Annotated in this window: 16 protein-coding genes, 1 tRNA gene, 1 other RNA gene and 2 pseudogenes; 13 read left to right on the top strand and 7 right to left on the bottom strand. The window is 68.3% G+C overall.

Annotated features, from left to right (window positions below):
* Positions 1 to 40: 40 nt before the first annotated feature.
* Positions 41 to 514 (top strand): SsrA-binding protein SmpB, encoded by a 474-nt coding sequence (smpB, locus tag ACQ5DX_RS15450; RefSeq protein ID WP_430333432.1) that lies wholly within the window; start codon positions 41 to 43, stop codon positions 512 to 514.
* Positions 511 to 1,380 (top strand): EamA family transporter, encoded by an 870-nt coding sequence (locus ACQ5DX_RS15445; RefSeq protein ID WP_430335686.1) that lies wholly within the window; start codon positions 511 to 513, stop codon positions 1,378 to 1,380. The genes smpB and ACQ5DX_RS15445 overlap by 4 nt, the downstream gene beginning before the upstream one ends.
* 27 nt (positions 1,381 to 1,407) lie before the next feature.
* Here ACQ5DX_RS15445 and ACQ5DX_RS15440 read toward each other — a convergent pair whose 3' ends face one another.
* Together ACQ5DX_RS15440 and ACQ5DX_RS15435 are read right to left on the bottom strand one after the other, a co-directional pair.
* Complete coding sequence (locus ACQ5DX_RS15440) at positions 1,408 to 3,480, bottom strand: peptidase (RefSeq protein ID WP_430333431.1); 2,073 nt, start codon at positions 3,478 to 3,480, stop codon at positions 1,408 to 1,410.
* Positions 3,481 to 3,625: 145 nt separating this feature from the next.
* On the bottom strand, positions 3,626 to 4,831 hold the full coding sequence (locus ACQ5DX_RS15435; protein WP_430333430.1) for a lipase family protein: 1,206 nt from the start codon (positions 4,829 to 4,831) through the stop codon (positions 3,626 to 3,628).
* 226 nt (positions 4,832 to 5,057) lie between these two features.
* Between ACQ5DX_RS15435 and ssrA the strand changes: the two genes are divergently transcribed.
* From ssrA to ACQ5DX_RS15420, 3 genes and pseudogenes are all read left to right on the top strand, one after another.
* Positions 5,058 to 5,429, top strand: a transfer-messenger RNA (tmRNA) gene (gene ssrA, locus ACQ5DX_RS15430).
* Between the two features lie 660 nt (positions 5,430 to 6,089).
* A pseudogene (locus ACQ5DX_RS15425) lies at positions 6,090 to 7,172 on the top strand (thioesterase domain-containing protein); the annotation flags it as partial.
* A 23-nt stretch (positions 7,173 to 7,195) separates the two neighbouring features.
* Positions 7,196 to 7,630: an effector binding domain-containing protein gene (locus ACQ5DX_RS15420; protein WP_430333429.1), complete on the top strand. Its 435-nt coding sequence runs from the start codon at positions 7,196 to 7,198 to the stop codon at positions 7,628 to 7,630.
* Here ACQ5DX_RS15420 and ACQ5DX_RS15415 read toward each other — a convergent pair.
* Complete coding sequence (locus tag ACQ5DX_RS15415; protein ID WP_430333428.1) at positions 7,627 to 8,178, bottom strand: N-acetyltransferase family protein; 552 nt, start codon at positions 8,176 to 8,178, stop codon at positions 7,627 to 7,629. The two genes, ACQ5DX_RS15420 and ACQ5DX_RS15415, sit on opposite strands and share 4 nt — an antisense overlap.
* 52 nt (positions 8,179 to 8,230) lie before the next feature.
* Here ACQ5DX_RS15415 and ACQ5DX_RS15410 point away from each other — a divergent pair, with 52 nt between their 5' ends.
* The 5 genes and pseudogenes from ACQ5DX_RS15410 to ACQ5DX_RS15390 all read left to right on the top strand — a co-directional run.
* Entirely contained in the window at positions 8,231 to 8,833 is a 603-nt protein-coding gene (locus ACQ5DX_RS15410; protein ID WP_430333427.1) for a helix-turn-helix domain-containing protein, read from the top strand.
* Between the two features lie 25 nt (positions 8,834 to 8,858).
* On the top strand, positions 8,859 to 9,224 hold the full coding sequence (locus tag ACQ5DX_RS15405; RefSeq protein ID WP_430333426.1) for a fluoride efflux transporter FluC: 366 nt from the start codon (positions 8,859 to 8,861) through the stop codon (positions 9,222 to 9,224).
* The gene (gene crcB / locus ACQ5DX_RS15400; protein WP_430333425.1) at positions 9,221 to 9,565 is read left to right on the top strand and encodes a fluoride efflux transporter CrcB; all 345 of its coding nucleotides are present in this window, start codon (positions 9,221 to 9,223) and stop codon (positions 9,563 to 9,565) included. The genes ACQ5DX_RS15405 and crcB overlap by 4 nt, the downstream gene beginning before the upstream one ends.
* Positions 9,566 to 9,658: 93 nt before the next feature.
* Positions 9,659 to 11,296, top strand: a complete 1,638-nt coding sequence (gene pgm / locus ACQ5DX_RS15395; RefSeq protein WP_430333424.1) for a phosphoglucomutase (alpha-D-glucose-1,6-bisphosphate-dependent) — start codon at positions 9,659 to 9,661, stop codon at positions 11,294 to 11,296.
* 35 nt (positions 11,297 to 11,331) lie between these two features.
* Positions 11,332 to 12,519 (top strand): annotated as a pseudogene (locus ACQ5DX_RS15390) (MFS transporter); the annotation flags it as partial.
* A gap of 36 nt (positions 12,520 to 12,555) precedes the next feature.
* Here the strand turns inward: ACQ5DX_RS15390 and ACQ5DX_RS15385 are convergent.
* A complete protein-coding gene (locus ACQ5DX_RS15385) occupies positions 12,556 to 13,284 on the bottom strand; it encodes a VIT1/CCC1 transporter family protein (protein WP_430333423.1) in 729 nt (242 codons plus the stop codon).
* Between the two features lie 73 nt (positions 13,285 to 13,357).
* On the opposite strand from ACQ5DX_RS15385, the gene ACQ5DX_RS15380 reads away from it, so the two are divergent.
* The 3 genes from ACQ5DX_RS15380 to ACQ5DX_RS15370 all read left to right on the top strand — a co-directional run bounded on the left by ACQ5DX_RS15380 (position 13,358) and on the right by ACQ5DX_RS15370 (position 14,902).
* Positions 13,358 to 13,846, top strand: coding sequence for a MauE/DoxX family redox-associated membrane protein (locus ACQ5DX_RS15380; protein ID WP_430333422.1), 489 nt, complete (start codon positions 13,358 to 13,360; stop codon positions 13,844 to 13,846).
* A gap of 86 nt (positions 13,847 to 13,932) precedes the next feature.
* On the top strand, positions 13,933 to 14,682 hold the full coding sequence (locus ACQ5DX_RS15375) for a DsbA family protein (RefSeq protein WP_430333421.1): 750 nt from the start codon (positions 13,933 to 13,935) through the stop codon (positions 14,680 to 14,682).
* A 147-nt stretch (positions 14,683 to 14,829) separates the two neighbouring features.
* A tRNA-Ala gene (locus tag ACQ5DX_RS15370) sits at positions 14,830 to 14,902 on the top strand.
* Positions 14,903 to 14,984: 82 nt separating this feature from the next.
* Here the strand turns inward: ACQ5DX_RS15370 and ACQ5DX_RS15365 are convergent.
* The 3 genes from ACQ5DX_RS15365 to ACQ5DX_RS15355 form a co-directional block, all read right to left on the bottom strand.
* On the bottom strand, positions 14,985 to 15,464 hold the full coding sequence (locus ACQ5DX_RS15365) for a GNAT family N-acetyltransferase (protein ID WP_430333420.1): 480 nt from the start codon (positions 15,462 to 15,464) through the stop codon (positions 14,985 to 14,987).
* Positions 15,465 to 15,519: 55 nt separating this feature from the next.
* Positions 15,520 to 15,816 (bottom strand): antibiotic biosynthesis monooxygenase family protein, encoded by a 297-nt coding sequence (locus tag ACQ5DX_RS15360; protein ID WP_430333419.1) that lies wholly within the window; start codon positions 15,814 to 15,816, stop codon positions 15,520 to 15,522.
* 324 nt (positions 15,817 to 16,140) lie between these two features.
* Positions 16,141 to 16,716, bottom strand: coding sequence for a DUF7676 family protein (locus ACQ5DX_RS15355; RefSeq protein ID WP_430333418.1), 576 nt, complete (start codon positions 16,714 to 16,716; stop codon positions 16,141 to 16,143).
* Between the last annotated feature and the right edge of the window lie 26 nt (positions 16,717 to 16,742).

Raw genomic sequence — 16,742 nt, 5'->3', positions numbered from 1 at the left:
CCAGGACTGACAGCGGATCGAGGACAGTGAGGGCCCGCACGTGAAAGAGAAGGGCCGCAAGGTCATCGCGACCAATCGCAAGGCGCGACACAACTACACCATCATCGACACCTACGAGGCGGGCGTCGCGTTGCTCGGCACCGAGGTGAAGAGCCTGCGTGAGGGCAAGGCGTCCCTCGTCGACGCGTTCGCCACCGTCGACGACGGCGAGGTGTGGCTGCGCGGACTGCACATTCCCGAGTACACGCAGGGTTCGTGGACCAACCACGCGCCGCGGCGTACCCGCAAGCTGCTGCTGCACCGGCGCGAGATCGAGCACCTGGTGGGCAAGAGCCGCGAGGGCAACCAGACACTGGTGCCGCTGTCGATGTACTTCTCCGACGGCAAGGTCAAGGTCGAACTGGCGCTCGCGAAGGGCAAGCAGGACTACGACAAGCGACAGGATCTGGCCCGACGCACGGCTGAGCGGGAGGTCACCCGCGAGCTCGGTCGTCGCGTGAAGGGCATGCGCTGACCGCAGTTCTCCTCGCGCTCGTGGCCGCGGTCGGCTACGGCGTCAGCGACTTCGTCGGTGGGGTTGCTTCCCGGCGGGTCGCTGCCCTGCGGGTGGTGATCGTCTCCTATCCGCTCTCATTGTTGCTGGTGCTCGCGCTCGCCCCGCTGGTCGGGGGAGCGGTCACCGGTGAGGCAATGCTGTGGGGTGCGGCGTCCGGCGTCGGTTCGGGCCTCGCAGTGTGGTGGTTCTACCTCGCGCTCGCGTCCGGCCCGATGGCCGTCGTCTCGCCGCTCACGGCGGTGCTGGTGGCCGGACTGCCGGCGATCGTGGGCGTCGCGCTCGGCGAACGGCCCGGCGCGGTCGCATATCTCGGGATCGCGCTGGCGCTCGTCGCGGTCGTGCTGGTGTCCAGGGAGTCGCCCGACGAGGTGGCCGGGGAGGTCGCCGGCGGCCGGGAGTTGCGGTTCACCCGCACGGTGGCGTGGCTGACCGTGGGCTCTGGGGTGGCATTCGCGTTCGCATTCGTCGGGCTGCACGAGATCCCGGACGGCACCGGACTGTGGCCCCTCGCCGCCGCCCGGGCCGCCGCAACCGTCGTCGTGTGGCTGGTCGCGCTGTCGGCGCGGCAGTTCCGTCCACCACACGGCGAGGTGCTGCGCCTGTCGGTCTACATCGCGGTGCTCGACGTGGTCGCCAACGCCGCGATGATGTACGCGTTCCAGGGCGGACTGCTGTCGCTGGTGAGCGTCATCGGCTCGCTGTACCCGGCCGCGACGGTGCTGCTGGCGATGGCGATGCTCGGCGAGCGCGTCAGCCGGGTCCAGCAGGCCGGCATGCTGCTGGCGCTCGCGTCGGTCGCGATGATCGCGGTGGCCGCCACATAAGGGGAAGCAGTGGCGGCCACCGCCGTTCTATCGTGCGACCCGCTCCCACATCTGCAGGTATGCCTCCGGGCCGCGCGACATGTCGTCCATGAACTGCTGCCCGTCATCGCCGGCGTACTTGCGCATGCCCTCGATCCAGTCCGGGATCATCCCGTACTGCGCGAGTCCGTCGGTGTTGAAGTCGAACACTCGGGTGCCGGCACGCTGCTGATCCATGAGGGTGCCGCCGTCGAACGTCGTGTACGGGTAGTCCACGAGGTGGCCACCGTCCTTCGGCGGAGACGGCTGGGAGCCGAAGCCGTTGGTGTCGGCTCCGAATCCGTACCCGAAGTAGTAGTCGTCGTCCCGGTCCTTGCGGGCGTCGCGCCATTCACCGACGAAGTTCTCCGCCGGACCCGCGTACGACGCGACGAATCCACCGAGCTTGTAGATGCGCGGGTAGTTCGAGGGGTCGGTCCAGCCGTGGCTCGACACGACACCCGAGTAGTGCGCCTCCTCGAGGATCTTCAACGCCGAGTCGGCGGTCTTGACGCCCATGTGGTCGATGTCGACGATCATCCCGCGCTGCATGAGTCCGCGGATCGCGTGCTCGCCCAGCGGGGTCAGGTCGCGGGCGTTGCAGGCGTCGCCGGGCGCGTAGACGGGCAGCGTGACGCCCGGGGGCAGCGACTTCGTCAGCTCTGCGACGTCGGCGCCGACGTTGCCGATCGGGTTGTCCTTCGCGACGCCGGTGCACGGTTCGGACTTCCAGAACTCGCCGGTGCCCAGGAAGTTACCGATGTTCACCGCGGTGCCGGTGAGGCCCTCGTCGAAACGCACGCCGCCGAAGGCGTTGTCGAACTTGTGGGTGAGGATCACCTGACGCACACCCATCGCGTACAGCTCGTCGAGTCCGGCGTCGACGTCCTGCTCGGTGCACTGCGGAACGCCGTGCTGCACACCGCAGCCGAAGGGCTCGGAGACCTCGATGCCGAGCGTCACCGCGAGCTTGCCTGACGCCGCGACCCGGCGCGCATCCTCGGGCGAGCTGACGATCCGGAACCACCCGCGTCCCGGGCCGCCGTACTGCGCGTCCACGTAGTCCTGGATCTCGTGCGCCTGTCGGGCCTCGATGCGGGCGGTCTCCATCTCGTCGCACGGGTTGCTGCGCAGCGGATACAGCTCGCACAGCACGCGATTCGACACCAGCAGGTTGGTGAAGATACGCAGACCGCCGCGCCACGCGCGCTCGACCCACCGGTAGTACGTCTGCTCGTGCGTCATCGAGTCGTACGCCGGGATGTCGGCGAAGCTCGGCCACATCGTGGTGTCGTGCGACTCGAACGGATCGCCGTGGGAGAGGACGTTCTCGAGCAGGGCCGGCAGGCCGTTCGGCTTGTGGTCCTCGCAGTCCTGCAGCGCCACGGTGACGCCGAGCGGTGAGTAGGGTTTGCCGCAACGGATCTCGCCGCCGATGAACTCGTTGGCGTTCATGTGCACGTGCGCGTCGATGAATCCGCGGACTTCGCCGGACGGGGTCGCCCCGACGGGAGTGCCGGTGGCATTCACGTCGACCTCCGGGAAGTCGGCGCAGCCGTCGGCGGCCGTCAATCGGAACCGTGCGGCCTCGGGATCCGCGCCCGGATCGGTGACCGTGAGGCGCCCGTCGGAACGGTTGACGCCCAACTGCTTACCCGTCACGGTGCCGGTCGCGGTGTAGACGCCGTCGGTGAACGTCAGCGTCCAGTCCGCCGCGGGCGTCGCCTGCGGTGACCCGGTCACCTTGCCCGCGTCGCCCGTGATCATGGTGGAGTCGTTGCCGTAGAACATGAAACGGCCGAGCTGTGCCGGCTGCATCCGGAAGCGGGTGGCCGACGCCGCGTCGGCGCCGCTGCGGAAGCCGTCGCCGTCGCGGGTAACGAATCCCGGTGCCGCGTCGGTGGTGAGCGTGTAGCAACCGCCGGCGAGGCCGTAGACCGGATCGCTCGGCGGTCCCGGATCGGTGGGATCGGGCGAGAGTGACACCGACACCGCGCTCGCGGTTCCCGCCACCAGCAGTGCCAGGGTGGCGCTGAACAGCGCAATCGCCCGTCGTCGTACGGATCTGGATGCTGCAGTCATCGGCGGCTGTCTCCTGAGGAGTCGCAAAAGGCGCTATCGGGCAGGAGATTAGGTCAAATTGGACGTGCGTCCAGGTGCTTTCGCGAACGAATCTCGAGACGTGGACATATACGATTCGCGCGCCGGTGTAAGCGCTGGTCGCGGGTCAGCAGTTGGTCGGTGCGGGCAGCCCGGCGAAGCGATCCTTCAGGTACATGAATGCCTCCGGCAGACCCAGCGCCGCATTCGTCATGTGTTCGGCGATGGGGTAGCCGCGGAACATCAGCGTCGCGCCGGCCTTGCAGTACCGGTCGGCGGTCGCCGCGACCGAGCGGTACGGGGTCAGTTGGTCGGTGGTGCCCTGCCACATGAACACCGGTGCGGTCGGGATGCCGGGGTAGTCGACGAGGCTGTTCTCACGCATCACCGCGCGAATGCCCTCGTCCTGCATCAGGTTCGTGGACGTGGCGACCTCGGTGACGCTGTGCAGCAGGCCCTTCGCGATGATCATGGTCCGGCACTCGTCCTTCAGTTCTTCGCGCAACGCCAGCCCCGACGGGCTGAGCTGTGAGCTCACGGGGAAACGGTCCGGGTACTCGCGTTCGAGTCCGATCGCTGCCGCGAACCCGAGACCGAAACCGGGATGCCGGTCGGCCAGTCCGAGACCGACGGCCATTTCCTCGATGTCCGCCGGGACGCCGCCCTGCGCGACACCGGCGAGCTTCACGTCGGGCGCGTAGGTGGGATTGAGGGCTGCGGCCCACGCGGTGGCCATGCCGCCGCCCGAGTAGCCGGCCAACGCGACCGGGCTGTTCGACAGGCGCAGTTCCGGCAACCGCTTGACCGCGCGGACGCCGTCCAGCGTGATCATCCCGCCGAGCTTGGCGGCGCCGTACGCACTGTCGGGGCCGAGGTGGTCGGGGATCGCGACCGCCCAACCCTGCGCGAGCGCGAGCGGTAGGCCGACGACGTCCTTGATCTCGCCGGTGAACAGGGCGGCCGACGGCGCGCAGCGCAGGCCGAGGGAGTTGACGATCGCCTGGTACGACAGCACCGGCATGTCCGCGGGAGCACCCATCGGCTTGATGACCGTCGTGACCGCCGGGATCGGTGCGCCCGCGGAGTTGGTGGACCGGTACTTGATCTGCCACACCTCGTTGCCCGGCGCCAGCCACGTGTCGGCGCGGCGGACCGCGAGGACGTCACCGGGCGCCTTCGACGCAATGTCCGCGGGTGCGGCGTAGAACGGGTCCGGCAGAGGTGTCGGATAGGCGGGGGTGGCGGTCGCCGTCGGTGCTGCGAGCCCCCAGGCCACCAGGGTGGTCAGGATCAGCGCGGCCATGGAAGTGAGTCGACGCGCCAACGACGTCATTCGTTGTCCCCCAGTGTGGATGTCTAGTGATGAAGATCACCGAACGGTGGGTCTCGCGGCACGACATTAACGGAACGACCGGTCGCCGGGCCCGGAAACACGCTGATGGGGGAGGGCCCTGAAGTGGTGTCCCGGGCTCGAGGCGGATCTGCGGCAAATAATTGGGATGATTCCCGCGCACGCACGGGTTACAGTAGGTAGCCCCATGAGAGACGTGGGGACGTACGGGGCTGAACGGTTTCGACTGCGTACGTTGAGTTAGGGGAAGCGTGTCGGTGCAGGCAAGAGACCACCGTAAGCGTCGCTGCAAACCAATAAGCGCCGATTCCAATCAGCGCGACTACGCCCTCGCTGCCTAAGTAGCGACTGCGTGTCTGTCAGCCCGGGTTCGCCCTCGACCCGGATCCTGGCATCAGCTAGAGGGCTCTACCTATCCACTCGGTCGCGGAGTGGAGCGGGACAACCAACAGCGACTGGGATCGTCATCACGGCTTGTTCGCGGGACCGGGAGATCCAAGTAGAGGCATAGCGAACTGCACACGGAGAAGCCCTGGCAAAGCGGCGGAGGACCCGGGTTCGATTCCCGGCAGCTCCACCAAGGGGGGCCTGATCGGAGAGTGATTCGACACTCTCGGGTCAGGCCCTTTTTGCTGTCCGGGTGCGGAATCCGCGTGATCCGCGTTGCGGCGTCGTCTCCCGTGCCATGATCGTTCGCGTTCGGATCCGGCGAGGGGGAGACCGCCGGGTCCTGTCGGTAGGGCAAAAGGGTGGCGACCGTCCCGATCCGGGCGGGGCGTCACGGGGGAGGGATACCGCGATGACGGATGTGCAGGCCACGACGAATGATCAGGACACGGGGACTCTCTCCCTGCTCGCCGGCGGACGGGTGGCGTTGTCGGACGGGCGCTACGCGTGGGAGCTACCGGTCTCGACGGTGGCGACGTTCGAGGATGTCGTCGCCGCGGTGGTGGCCCAGGTGTTTCCGAACGGCTCGGTCTCCGAGGCGAGAACCCATGCGGGGCTGCCGTCGACGGGTTCGCTCAACGTAACGGTGCGGCCGCACCTCGGCGGTGCCTCGGTCCAGATCCACTGTCGCGCCGACATGGCGACGTCGCCCGTGGTCAATGCGTCGGGTTTTGCGCTCCTGCACGAAGCGGTCGTGTCGTCGGGCGAGGAGAACCCGGAGCCGGCCGCGCGGTCGCCCCGGTCCGAACGCCGTCGCGATCCGGAGGGGAGGGCTCCCGCCGTGTCCGGCGAGGTCGACGTTCCGCCGCGCGACGCTGCCGAGCGCCTGGCGTTCGCGTCGTGGGCAGTGGTGACCGGTAAGTCGGCGAAGAGCATCTTCGCGACGCTGCCGATCCTGGACGACGAGGCCGCCGAGAAGCTGGCGGCACGGTTGACCGAGCGTTCCGGCGGCGAGATCACCGTCGACGACGTGCTCGACGCCGAGACCATCGAGCAGCTGGCCGAGACGGTGCGTCAGCATCTCGAGGACGGGCTGAAGATCGACGGTCTGGTGCGCACGCTGCGTCCGCGGGCCGAGGGTTCGGATGCGGTGCCGGTGTTCGTGTTCCATCCGGCCGGTGGGTCGACGGTGGCGTACGAGCCGCTCCTCAAGCGGCTGCCCGCGCACACCCCGATGTACGGCCTCGAGCGGGTCGAGGGTCCCCTTCGGGACAGGGCTGCGGAGTACCTGCCGATTCTGCGCGAGATCCAGGGCGACGGTCCCTACGTGCTGGCCGGCTGGTCGTTCGGGGGTGCACTGGCTTACGCCGTGGCCAAGCAACTTCGGAAGGACGGGGCGGACGTTCGGCTGGTCGGCCTGATCGACACCGTCATGCCGGGTGAGAAGGTCGACGACACCCCCGAGGAGATCCGCAAGCGCTGGCAGCGCTACGCCGCGTTCGCGAAGAAGACCTACAACTTCGACGCGCCGCTGCCTTACGACCAGCTCGCCGCCGCCGGCAGCGACGAGGAACAGATCGACATCCTGATGGGGCTGCTCAGGATGAGCGGCGCCAAGATCCCCAGCGGCATCATCGAGCACCAGCGCACGTCGTGGCTCGACAACCGCGCCATCCCGACCACCGACCTGGAGACCTACGACGGCGACGTCGTGCTCTACATGGCCGAGACCTACCTGGACGACCAGATCGCGCTCGAGCCCGCATTCGGGACCCGGCAGCCCGACGGCGGTTGGGGTGAGGCGGTGCAGAACCTGGAGATCGTCCACGTCGGGTGCGACCATATCCAGATCGTCGACGAGCCCTACATCGCCCAGGTCGGCGCGGACCTGACCGACAAGCTGACCGCCATCGAGGCCGCGATGCTACGGGCCTGACGCGCCGAGTGGAGGAGACCTTCGTGCAGATAGTGGAGCGGCCCGCGACGACGATTGTCGGGATCGAGGTGGTCGCGCCGTTCGACGAACTGGCCGTCGTGGTGCCGCAGGCGTGGGCGCGTGTCTTCGCCCGTCGCAGCGACCTGCTGACCGGGCCCGACGATGTATTCGTGGAGTTCAGCACGGATCTGGGTGACGGTGTCTACCGCGAGTTGCTCGGCGTCGTCGTCGAGGCACTGCCCGCGTCCCTGCCCGAGGGGTGGACCATCGCAAAGGCCCCGGCCGGCCGATACCTGCACCACCCGCATCGGGGTGACGAGGCCGCGATCGGCGACAGCTTCGCCTTCATGTACCGGTGGGCCGAGGTCAACGAGTTGCGTCCCGGCGCGTACAAGCTAGACGTCGGCTATCGGCCGGACCGTGACGGCGCCCACGACCTGTTCCTCGGTCTGAACTAGACGCGCTGCCCTGCGGCCAAGCGTGCCCGGTCGGGGTCGGCGAGCGCGCACTGCATGATGACCGTGTCGATCGTCGAGGCGTTCTTGAACCCGACGCCCTTCAGTCGTCCGGCGACCTCGAAGCCTCGACTTCGGTGTAGGTGGAACGAACTCGATTCGGGTGCACCGGTTTCGGACGTCAGCACCGCGATCACCTCACGGATCCCGATACGGGTGCACTCGTCGAGTGTGCGGTCGAGCAGCGCACCGCCGATCCGTCGTCCCGTGGCCCACGGCGCCAGGTAGATCGATTCCTCGACGCAGTACCGGTAGGCCGAGCGCGTCTTCCAGGGCGCGCAGTACGAGTAACCGGCGATCCGCCCGTCCGTCTCGGCAACGAGGAACGGCAGTCCCCGCCCGGCCAACGACCAGTAGCGACTGCTCCACGCCGCGTGGTCGGGTGGCGTCTCGTCCAGCGTCACGGTGGTTGTGTTCACGTAGTGCCGATAGATCGACGCGATGTCGGCGAGGTCGGCCGGCCAGGCGGGGCGCACTGTGGCTTCCGGCATGATCCCCTCCCAATTCTTCTATAGAGGTTGAACTGCAACTACTATAGAGCACATGAATCTGGAGGCTCTCGGTGAACGTGTGCAACAGGCCCGGCGCGCGGCGGACCTGACCTTGGCCGAGGCGGCCGCGCGCTCGGACGTCAGTGTGAGCATGATCTCGGCGATCGAGCGCGGCGCGAAGGCGCCCACCGTCGTGGTGCTCGACCGGATCGCGCGCGGACTCGGCGTGGAACTGGAGGCGCTGATCAGCGGGGACGAGCGTGACCGCACCGTCCTGCGCCGAGCGACCGACCACGACGTCGCGGAGGAGGACGGTGGCTGGACCAGGACTGTCCTGACGCCGGTGATTCCCGGAGTGAACTTCGAATGGATGGAGATCGTCCTGCCGGCCGCGTGCGACGCCGGTGAGTTCCCCGCGTACGCGCCGAACTCGCACGAGTTCGTCCACGTCGTCGACGGCGAGCTTGTGATCGACGTGGGGGAACGCTCGTGGACACTCGGCGCCGGCGACACGTTGTACTTCGAGGCTGACGCCCCCCACCGATTCGCCAACGAGGGGCAAACGCCGTGCCGCTACTTCGTCGCTGCGATGATCATGCGGGCGAGGACGCCGGGATCGCGCGGCCGGGCTCGGCCCGCACGCCAGGATCGGTGACGGCGAACAGGACGGGAGCGACGTGATGGTGGAGGGTCGGGCGCTGATCGTCGTGGCACTCGGCGGTGCGATCGGCGCGAGCGTCCGGTTCCTGCTCTCCCAGCAGTTCCACGGGATCTGGACGGTCACGGTGATCAACGTGATCGGGTCGTTGCTCCTCGGCGTGCTCGCGGCGATGGTCGGCCCCGATCGACTGTGGCGGCTCTTCCTCGGCGTCGGCGTGCTGGGCGGCTTCACTACCTTCTCGACGATGGCCGTCGATGTGGTGCAGAACCCCGGTTCGGCGGTGCTCTACGTGGTCGCGACACTGCTGCCCGCACTGCTCGCGGCGCGCCTCGGGATGGGCGCAGGAGAGTATCTGCACGTGCGTCTCCGGGGTGAGGCCGCGTGAACTTGTTGTGGGTCGCTCTCGGTGGGGGCGCAGGGGCTTCGGTCCGATACCTCGCGGGCCGGCATCTGCACTCGTACGGCAGCTTTCCCGTGCCGACGTTCGTGGTGAACGTGTCCGGCTGCCTGATCCTTGGCTTGCTTGCCGGTGCCACGATGCCGGCCGCGCTGTTCGCGCTTCTCGGCACCGGCTTCTGCGGCGGTCTGACGACGTACTCGACGTTCGCGAACGAGGCCGTCGGTCTCGTGCGGGTGCGCCGATCCGTCACGTCCGCGGTGTATGTCGCGGCCAGTCTCGCCATCGGTATCGGTTTCGCGTGGTTGGGGTTTCGGATCACCGGTTGAACCCGATGAACCGGCAGGTAGCTTCCACCCCTGGCACGATGGAACCGATGCGTCTTCCGCATCGTTTCCAGCATCACGGAGTCGGAGGGGTTGATGGTGCACGAACGTGCGGGCCAGGTGGCGCGGCCGGAGGACCTGGAGGATCTGGCGCACCTGGTGTCCGCCTACTACACGCGCACGCCCGATCCGTCGGATCCGCAGCAGCAGGTGGTGTTCGGGACGTCCGGACACCGCGGTTCGAGTCTCGACTCCGCCTTCAACGAGGCGCACATCGCCGCGACCACCCAGGCGATCGTCGAGTACCGGGCGGCGCAGGGCATCACGGGCCCACTGTTCCTGGGCCGCGACACGCACGCGCTGTCCGAACCGGCGTGGGCGACCGCACTCGAGGTGCTGGTCGCGAACGATGTTGCGGTGGTGATCGATTCGCGTGACGGGTACACGCCGACCCCCGCGGTCAGTCACGCGATCCTGCGGCACAACGCCACCGGCCCGGCCGGCCGGGCCGACGGCATCGTCGTCACGCCGTCGCACAATCCGCCGCGGGACGGGGGCTTCAAATACAACCCGCCGCACGGCGGCCCGGCGGACAGCGACGCCACCACGGTCATCGCCGACCGGGCCAACGCCCTACTGCGGTCCGGGTTGTCCGGCATCGCCCGGGTGCCGCTCGCGAGGGCGCTCGAGGCCGCCGGCCGCTACGACTTCCTCGCCGCCTACGTCGACGACCTGCCCAGCGTGCTCGACCTCGACACGATCCGCGCGTCGGGACTGCGCATCGGTGCCGACCCGCTCGGCGGCGCGTCGGTCGACTACTGGGCGGCGATCGCCGAGCGGCACCGCCTCGATCTCACGGTCGTCAATCCGCTCGTCGACGCGACGTGGCGGTTCATGACCCTCGACGGTGACGGTCGGATCCGGATGGACTGCTCGTCGCCGTACGCGATGGCCTCGCTGATCGCCGCGCGCGACCGGTTCGACCTGGCCACCGGCAACGACGCCGACGCCGACCGGCACGGCATCGTCACCCCGGACGGCGGGCTGATGAATCCCAACCACTATCTGGCGGTCGCGATCGACTACCTCTACACCTACCGCGCCGGATGGTCGCCGACGACGAAGGTCGGCAAGACCCTCGTCAGCTCGTCGATGATCGATCGGGTCGCCGGCGGGCTCGGCCGGTCGGTCGTGGAGGTGCCCGTCGGGTTCAAGTGGTTCGTGCCGGGGCTGCTCGACGGCTCCCTCGGGTTCGGTGGCGAGGAGAGCGCGGGGGCCTCGTTCCTCCGGCACGACGGCACGGTGTGGACCACCGACAAGGACGGACTGCTGCTGGCGCTGCTGGCCGCCGAGATCACCGCGGTCACCGGGCAGAGCCCGTCCGAGCGTTACCGCGAACTCACCAGACAGCACGGCGATCCGGCGTACGCCCGGATCGACGCCCCGGCGACGCGGGAGCAGAAGGCGGTGTTGGCGAAGCTCTCGCCCGAGCAGGTCACCGCCACCGAGTTGGCCGGGGAGTCGGTCACCGCGACGTTGACGACGGCACCCGGCAACGGCGCCGCGATCGGTGGACTCAAGGTCGTCACCGAGAACGCGTGGTTCGCGGCGCGGCCGTCCGGCACCGAGGACGTCTACAAGATCTACGCCGAATCCTTCCTCGGCCCAGCGCATCTCACCGAGGTTCAGGCCGCCGCGCAGGATGTCGTCTCCCGCGCACTGGGACTTGCTTGATTCGCCCTCGTGCAGCGTCGATACATTCATCGACGATGAGAAACCCGACTGAATCCACGACATCCGCCGAACCCGGGCTGCCCAAGGAGATCTGGGTGCTCGTGGTGTCGGCGTTCATCGTCGCCCTCGGGTACGGGATCGTGGCCCCGGCGCTGCCGCAGTTCGCGAGCAGTTTCGGTGTGGGACTCACCGCGGCCAGTGCGGTGATCAGTGTGTTCGCGCTCATGCGGCTGGCCTTCGCACCCGTCAGCGGCCGCCTGGTCCAGGCGATCGGCGAGCGGCCCACCTACCTCACCGGTCTGCTCATCACGGCGGGCTCGATGGGTGCGTGCGCCCTCGCGAACAGCTACTGGCAGCTGCTGGTGTTCCGGGCGCTCGGCGGCATCGGCTCCACGATGTTCACCGTCTCGGCACTCGGCCTGCTGATCCGGATGTCGCCGCCGGGCGGTCGAGGCCGGGTGTCGGGCGTGTACTCGGCGGCGTTCCTCATCGGCACCATCAGCGGCCCGCTGGTCGGTGGCGCGCTCGCGAGGTTCGGGCTGCGGGTCCCGTTCGTGATCTACACCGTCGCGCTCGTCGTCGCCGCGGCCGTCGTGTTCGTCGCGCTGCGGAAGTCGCACCTCGCCGAACCGGCGGGGGAGAGCAACCTGCAGGCGATGACCCTGCGCGAAGGACTGCGCTCGTCGACGTACCGGGCCGCGCTCGGATCGAACCTGGTCACCGGCTGGGTGATCTTCGGAGTGCGGATCTCGCTCGTGCCGCTGTTCGTCGTCGCCGCCCTGGACGGGAGTGAGGCGACGGCCGCGATCGCGCTCACCGTGTTCGCGATCGGCAACGCCGTGGTGCTCATGCGCTCCGGGCGCCTGTCGGATCGCCTCGGTCGCAGACAGTTCGTGGTCGTCGGACTCGCGATCTGCGGCGTCTCCACCATCGCCATGGGTTTCGCCGACAACCTCGTCGTCTTCTACATCGCGACAGCGGTCTGCGGCATCGGTTCCGGTGTCATGGGGCCGGCGCAGCAGGCCGCGGTGGCGGACGTGGTCGGCTCCCAGCGGCGTGGCGGCCCGGTGCTGGCGGCCTTCCAGATGGTGAGCGACGTCGGCGCGTTCGCGGGCCCGCTCGTGGCGGGATGGCTCGCGGAGACCTGGTCTTTCGGCGCGGCTTGGGCGATCACCGGCGGCATCATGTTGCTGCCGATTCTGATGTGGATCTTCGCGCCCAAGGGCCACGTCAAGGACGGCTCAGCCGGCTCGGACGGCTCAGCCGGGCACCCCGATTCCGATGAGCGCACCCACGAGGTAGGTGGCGCCGACGGCGATCGCGCCGAACAGCAGCTGCCGGAGGGCGCCGCGGAACTTGGACTGGGCGGTGAAGTGCGCCGCGAGCGCGCCCGCGAGCAGTAGCCCGGCGCCGCCGATTGCGAGGCCGGCGATCAGCGACTCGAATCCCAACAGGTAGGGGATCAGCGGGATGATCGCGCCGATCGCGAACATCACGAACGACGACCCCGCCGCGACCACCGGCGACGGCTTCTCGTTCGGGTTCACGCCCAGTTCGTGGGTGATGTGGATCTCGACCGCCCGCTCGGCGTCCGCGTGGACCTCGGCCGCGGCGGCGGTCGCCGTCTGCTCGCTCATGCCCATGGTCGTGAAGGTCTCCACCAACTCGGCCTCCTCCGCTTCGGGGTGCGTGCGAAGCGCCCGCCGCTCCACCCGCACCTCGGCGTCGATCTGTTCGTTGGACGTCTTCACCGACGTGTATTCGCCGAGCGCCATCGAGAACGCGCCCGCCACCAGCCCCGCCACGCCGCTGAGCACGACGGTATGCGCGTCGACGCCCGCGCCGCCGACGCCGGCGATCAGTGACGTGTTGGTGACCAGGCCGTCCATCGCGCCGAACACGGCGGCGCGCAGCCAGCCCCCCGAGACGTCGGCGTGGGTGTGGTCGAAGTCGTGCGGCTTGGGTGCGGTGTCCGGTGCGGCGTTCACGAAACTGAACCTAGCTGGGGAAACGGAACTGATCTAGAAAGCGCAGGCATACCTCTTCGGTAGCGTGTGGGGCGTGTGGATTCGCATTGTGAGCCTCCTCGCGCGCTTCGGCCTGGCCGCTGTGTGGCTGATCTCCGGGTGGATCAAGTTCATCGATCCCACCCAGACCGTGGTCGCGGTCCGGGCCTATCAACTGTTGCCCGAGGACCTCGTCCGCCCGGTCGCGTACACGATGCCGATGTTCGAGATCGCTCTCGGCCTGTTCCTGGTGATCGGCCTCGGGGTACGGGTGGTGGCGGTGGTCTCCAGCGCCACGCTGCTCGTCCTGATCGGCGTGATCATCTCGGTGTGGGCCCGCGGCCTGTCGATCGACTGCGGATGCTTCGGTGGTGGTGGAGCCGCCGACGTCGGCGGCTGGGACTACGCGCGGGAGATTGCCCGAGATGTCGGTTTCCTGGCGCTGGCGGTGTGGCTCGTGGTGTTCCCCCGGAGCCCGTACTCGCTCGGACCGCGATCCCGCGTGCCGTTCTCAGTGCCCGCTCAGGCGCCGGTGGCAGAGTAGGGGCCGAGTAGTGCCTGTTCGCGGTCACGCGGCAGGCACTGTCATCAGTTCCGAACGGATCTCACACCCATGACGAAGGACGCGAAGTGAGTTCGAAGAAACCGAAGTCGGCCAAGTACACCCCGCAGGCGACGTCCAGCAAGGCGACGTACATCGTCGGCGGTCTCGCGATCGTGGTGATCGCGGCGCTGGTGATCGGCGGCATCCTCCTGACGAAGAGCAGCGACGAGCCGCGCAACGCCGGCTACGGCGCGGTCCAGAACGCCGCCGTCACGGTGACGATGGAGGATGCGGGCGTCGTCCGACTCGGGCTCCCCGACGTGACGAACACCATCGACGTGTTCGAGGACCCGATGTGCCCCTACTGCGCGCAGCTCGAGCAGAAGCACGGCCAGGAGGTGGCCCAGGCCATCGACGAGGGCAAGTTCGCGGTTCGCTACCACATCCTCAACTTCCTCAACCGGCTCTCCGCGAGCGGCGACTACTCGACCCGCGCGGTTGCCGCGTCCCAGTGCGTCGCGCAGAGCGGTGACGCGATCGCGTACTCCAAGTTCCACGGTGAGCTGTTCTCGCCGGAGAACCAGCCGCCCGAGAACGGGAAGTCGGACCTGTCGAACGAGGACCTCGCGAAGCTGGCCAAGGATGCCGGCGCGAACGACACGGTCGTCAACTGCATCACCAGCGGTGAGCGGGTGCAGCAGGCCGCCGCGGACGCCGAGACCGGCCGTGCCGCCCTCGCCGCGTCCGGCGCAACGGGCACCCCGGCCGTCGTCCACAACGGCCAGGTGGTCGACGCGCTCAGCAACCCGGACTGGGTTTCGCAGGTTTCGCAGTAGGAACCGCCCGGTGGCCGGCCCGATCGGGCCGGCCACCGTCGGGCCCTATTACCTCTGACCAGGCGATTTGTAGTCCATGTCGGCGGTGGTGTAACTTTCTTTCAGCGCGAGGGAGTCACTCCGGAAGCGCAGAGAACAACTCAACACGGGGCTATGGCGCAGCTGGTAGCGCACCACACTGGCAGTGTGGGGGTCAGGGGTTCGAGTCCCCTTAGCTCCACTCCGAAACTCCGGGTCACGATCATCCGATCGTGGCCCGGAGTTTTTTGTGCGGTCGGCACGCTGTGGTAGGCCCAGTGCGGTCAGTGCACGTCTTTAGTCATGTGGACGATGTCGTAGCCGCCAGGGGTCGAGGTGCGGTGCGTCTCGGTGTATCCGAACCGGGCGTAGAGGCGGAGATTGGCGGCGCTGTGTTCTCCGGTGAACAGCCGCATCGTCGTCACCGAGTCGGGCAGTCGCTGCTCGGCGAGGCCGAGGAGACGGCTTCCCAGCCCGCGGCCTTGCAGATCCGGGACGACGACGAGCCGCCCCAGTTCGGCGACATGCGGGCGATCGGGATCGACACGGACACGCACCGCGGCGACGAGGCGGGCGCCGCTGCCGCGCAGCCCGAGAGCGACGACGTCCGGGCTGCGCAGTTCGTCCGCTAGATCCGCGAGTGGCTGCGTCAGCGGGGGCAGGTGCAGGTCCTGGTGAGCCTGCGCTTCGGTGACGTACGCGGCGCGCTGGAGCGTCAGCAACTCGCCCGCGTCGGTCTCGTTCAGGATGACGGTTGATTCCACGGGAGCCATCCTGGCCGACGGTGGCGCCGCGGGCGACGGACTTTCGTGCGAACAGTTACGCGGAGTCGACGTCCTCGTAGTGCTCGACGGTCGGGAACGGGTCGTAGAAGTGGTGGAGCAGCCGGCGCCATTCCTGGTACTCGGGCGAGCCCCGGAAACCCTCCGTATGGGCCTCGAGGCTGTCCCACTCGACGAGGAGCAGGTACGTGCCGGGGTGCTCGAGGCAGCAGGAGAGGCGGAGGCGTCGGAAGCCGGGCATTGCGGCGATGATCTGTTTCGCGCGACCGAAGGTCGCCTCGAAATCGGCGGTGTGTCCGGGCTTCACCTGAAGAAGTGCGTGCTCGAGGATCATCGGCGAATCGTCCCAGACGGTGCCAGGTGGTGGCGTGGAGTGTTCTCACACGCCACCACCCGACTGCTCGCCCGGGCAGGGGGGGAATCGCCGGGCGAGCGCCGTTGCTGCCCAGGGGGGAGGGGGCAACTTTTTGAACTGTAGTGCAATTTGTGGCGCAAGGCACGTCGAAATGGGTCGTTTGACCGGAGTGTGTTCCAAGTCGCATTGCCGATCCGGCGATGGCTGCGGAGATCGGATTCGCAACGGAGTTCTGCGTCGTGGTGCTGCCGGACGACGGGCAGGCCCGCACCGTATTCCGGTGCGGGCCAGTCAATCGTCTGTTCAGCTGTGGCGCGCGTAACCCTTGCCCTGCCGGTCCAATTCGTCCGGGGCCAGACCGAGGTACATCTCACGCAGGCGGTCCCAAAGCGCCAGTTGCGAGAAGTCGAGCTCGTCGCGGATCTGCTGCGTCTTCGTCAGGAACGGGTTCGGCAGCATGGCGGTCATCATCTGCTCGTCGCGGCCGTTGAACATCCGGACGCCCCACGAGTGCGGGGTCCCGTCGGCGCCGAGGCTGCGGTACAGCTCGGCGCGCGAACACCGCCGGATCCGGCCGAGTTCGGGTCCGCTGTCCTTGTGTTCACCGATGCACAGATGGAAGTGCCAGCGGCCGAAGTCGATCGTGGCGTAGCCGTCGTACGTCGAGATCCGCTTCGGCGCGTTCGGCGCCGCGACTTCCCACGCCGCGCCCTCCATGAGGATGCCGAACCAGATGTCGTCCCAGTACTCGTCGAACAGCAGGTGGATCAGTTGCAGCAGTGAATCCTCGTCGGCCGGAATCGGCCAGCGCTGCTCGCGCCCGCCGCTTTCGGTGACGACGACAGGCGGTTGGACGGATTCGGGTCGAGCGGTCGTCATGTCGCTCCTCCTCGCGAGTCGATCTC

Source organism: Rhodococcus sp. ACT016, assembly GCF_050477185.1.
Lineage (GTDB): Bacteria > Actinomycetota > Actinomycetes > Mycobacteriales > Mycobacteriaceae > Prescottella.
Note: the sequence above shows the minus strand (reverse complement) of the source record. Positions and strands in the feature narration are given on the sequence as shown.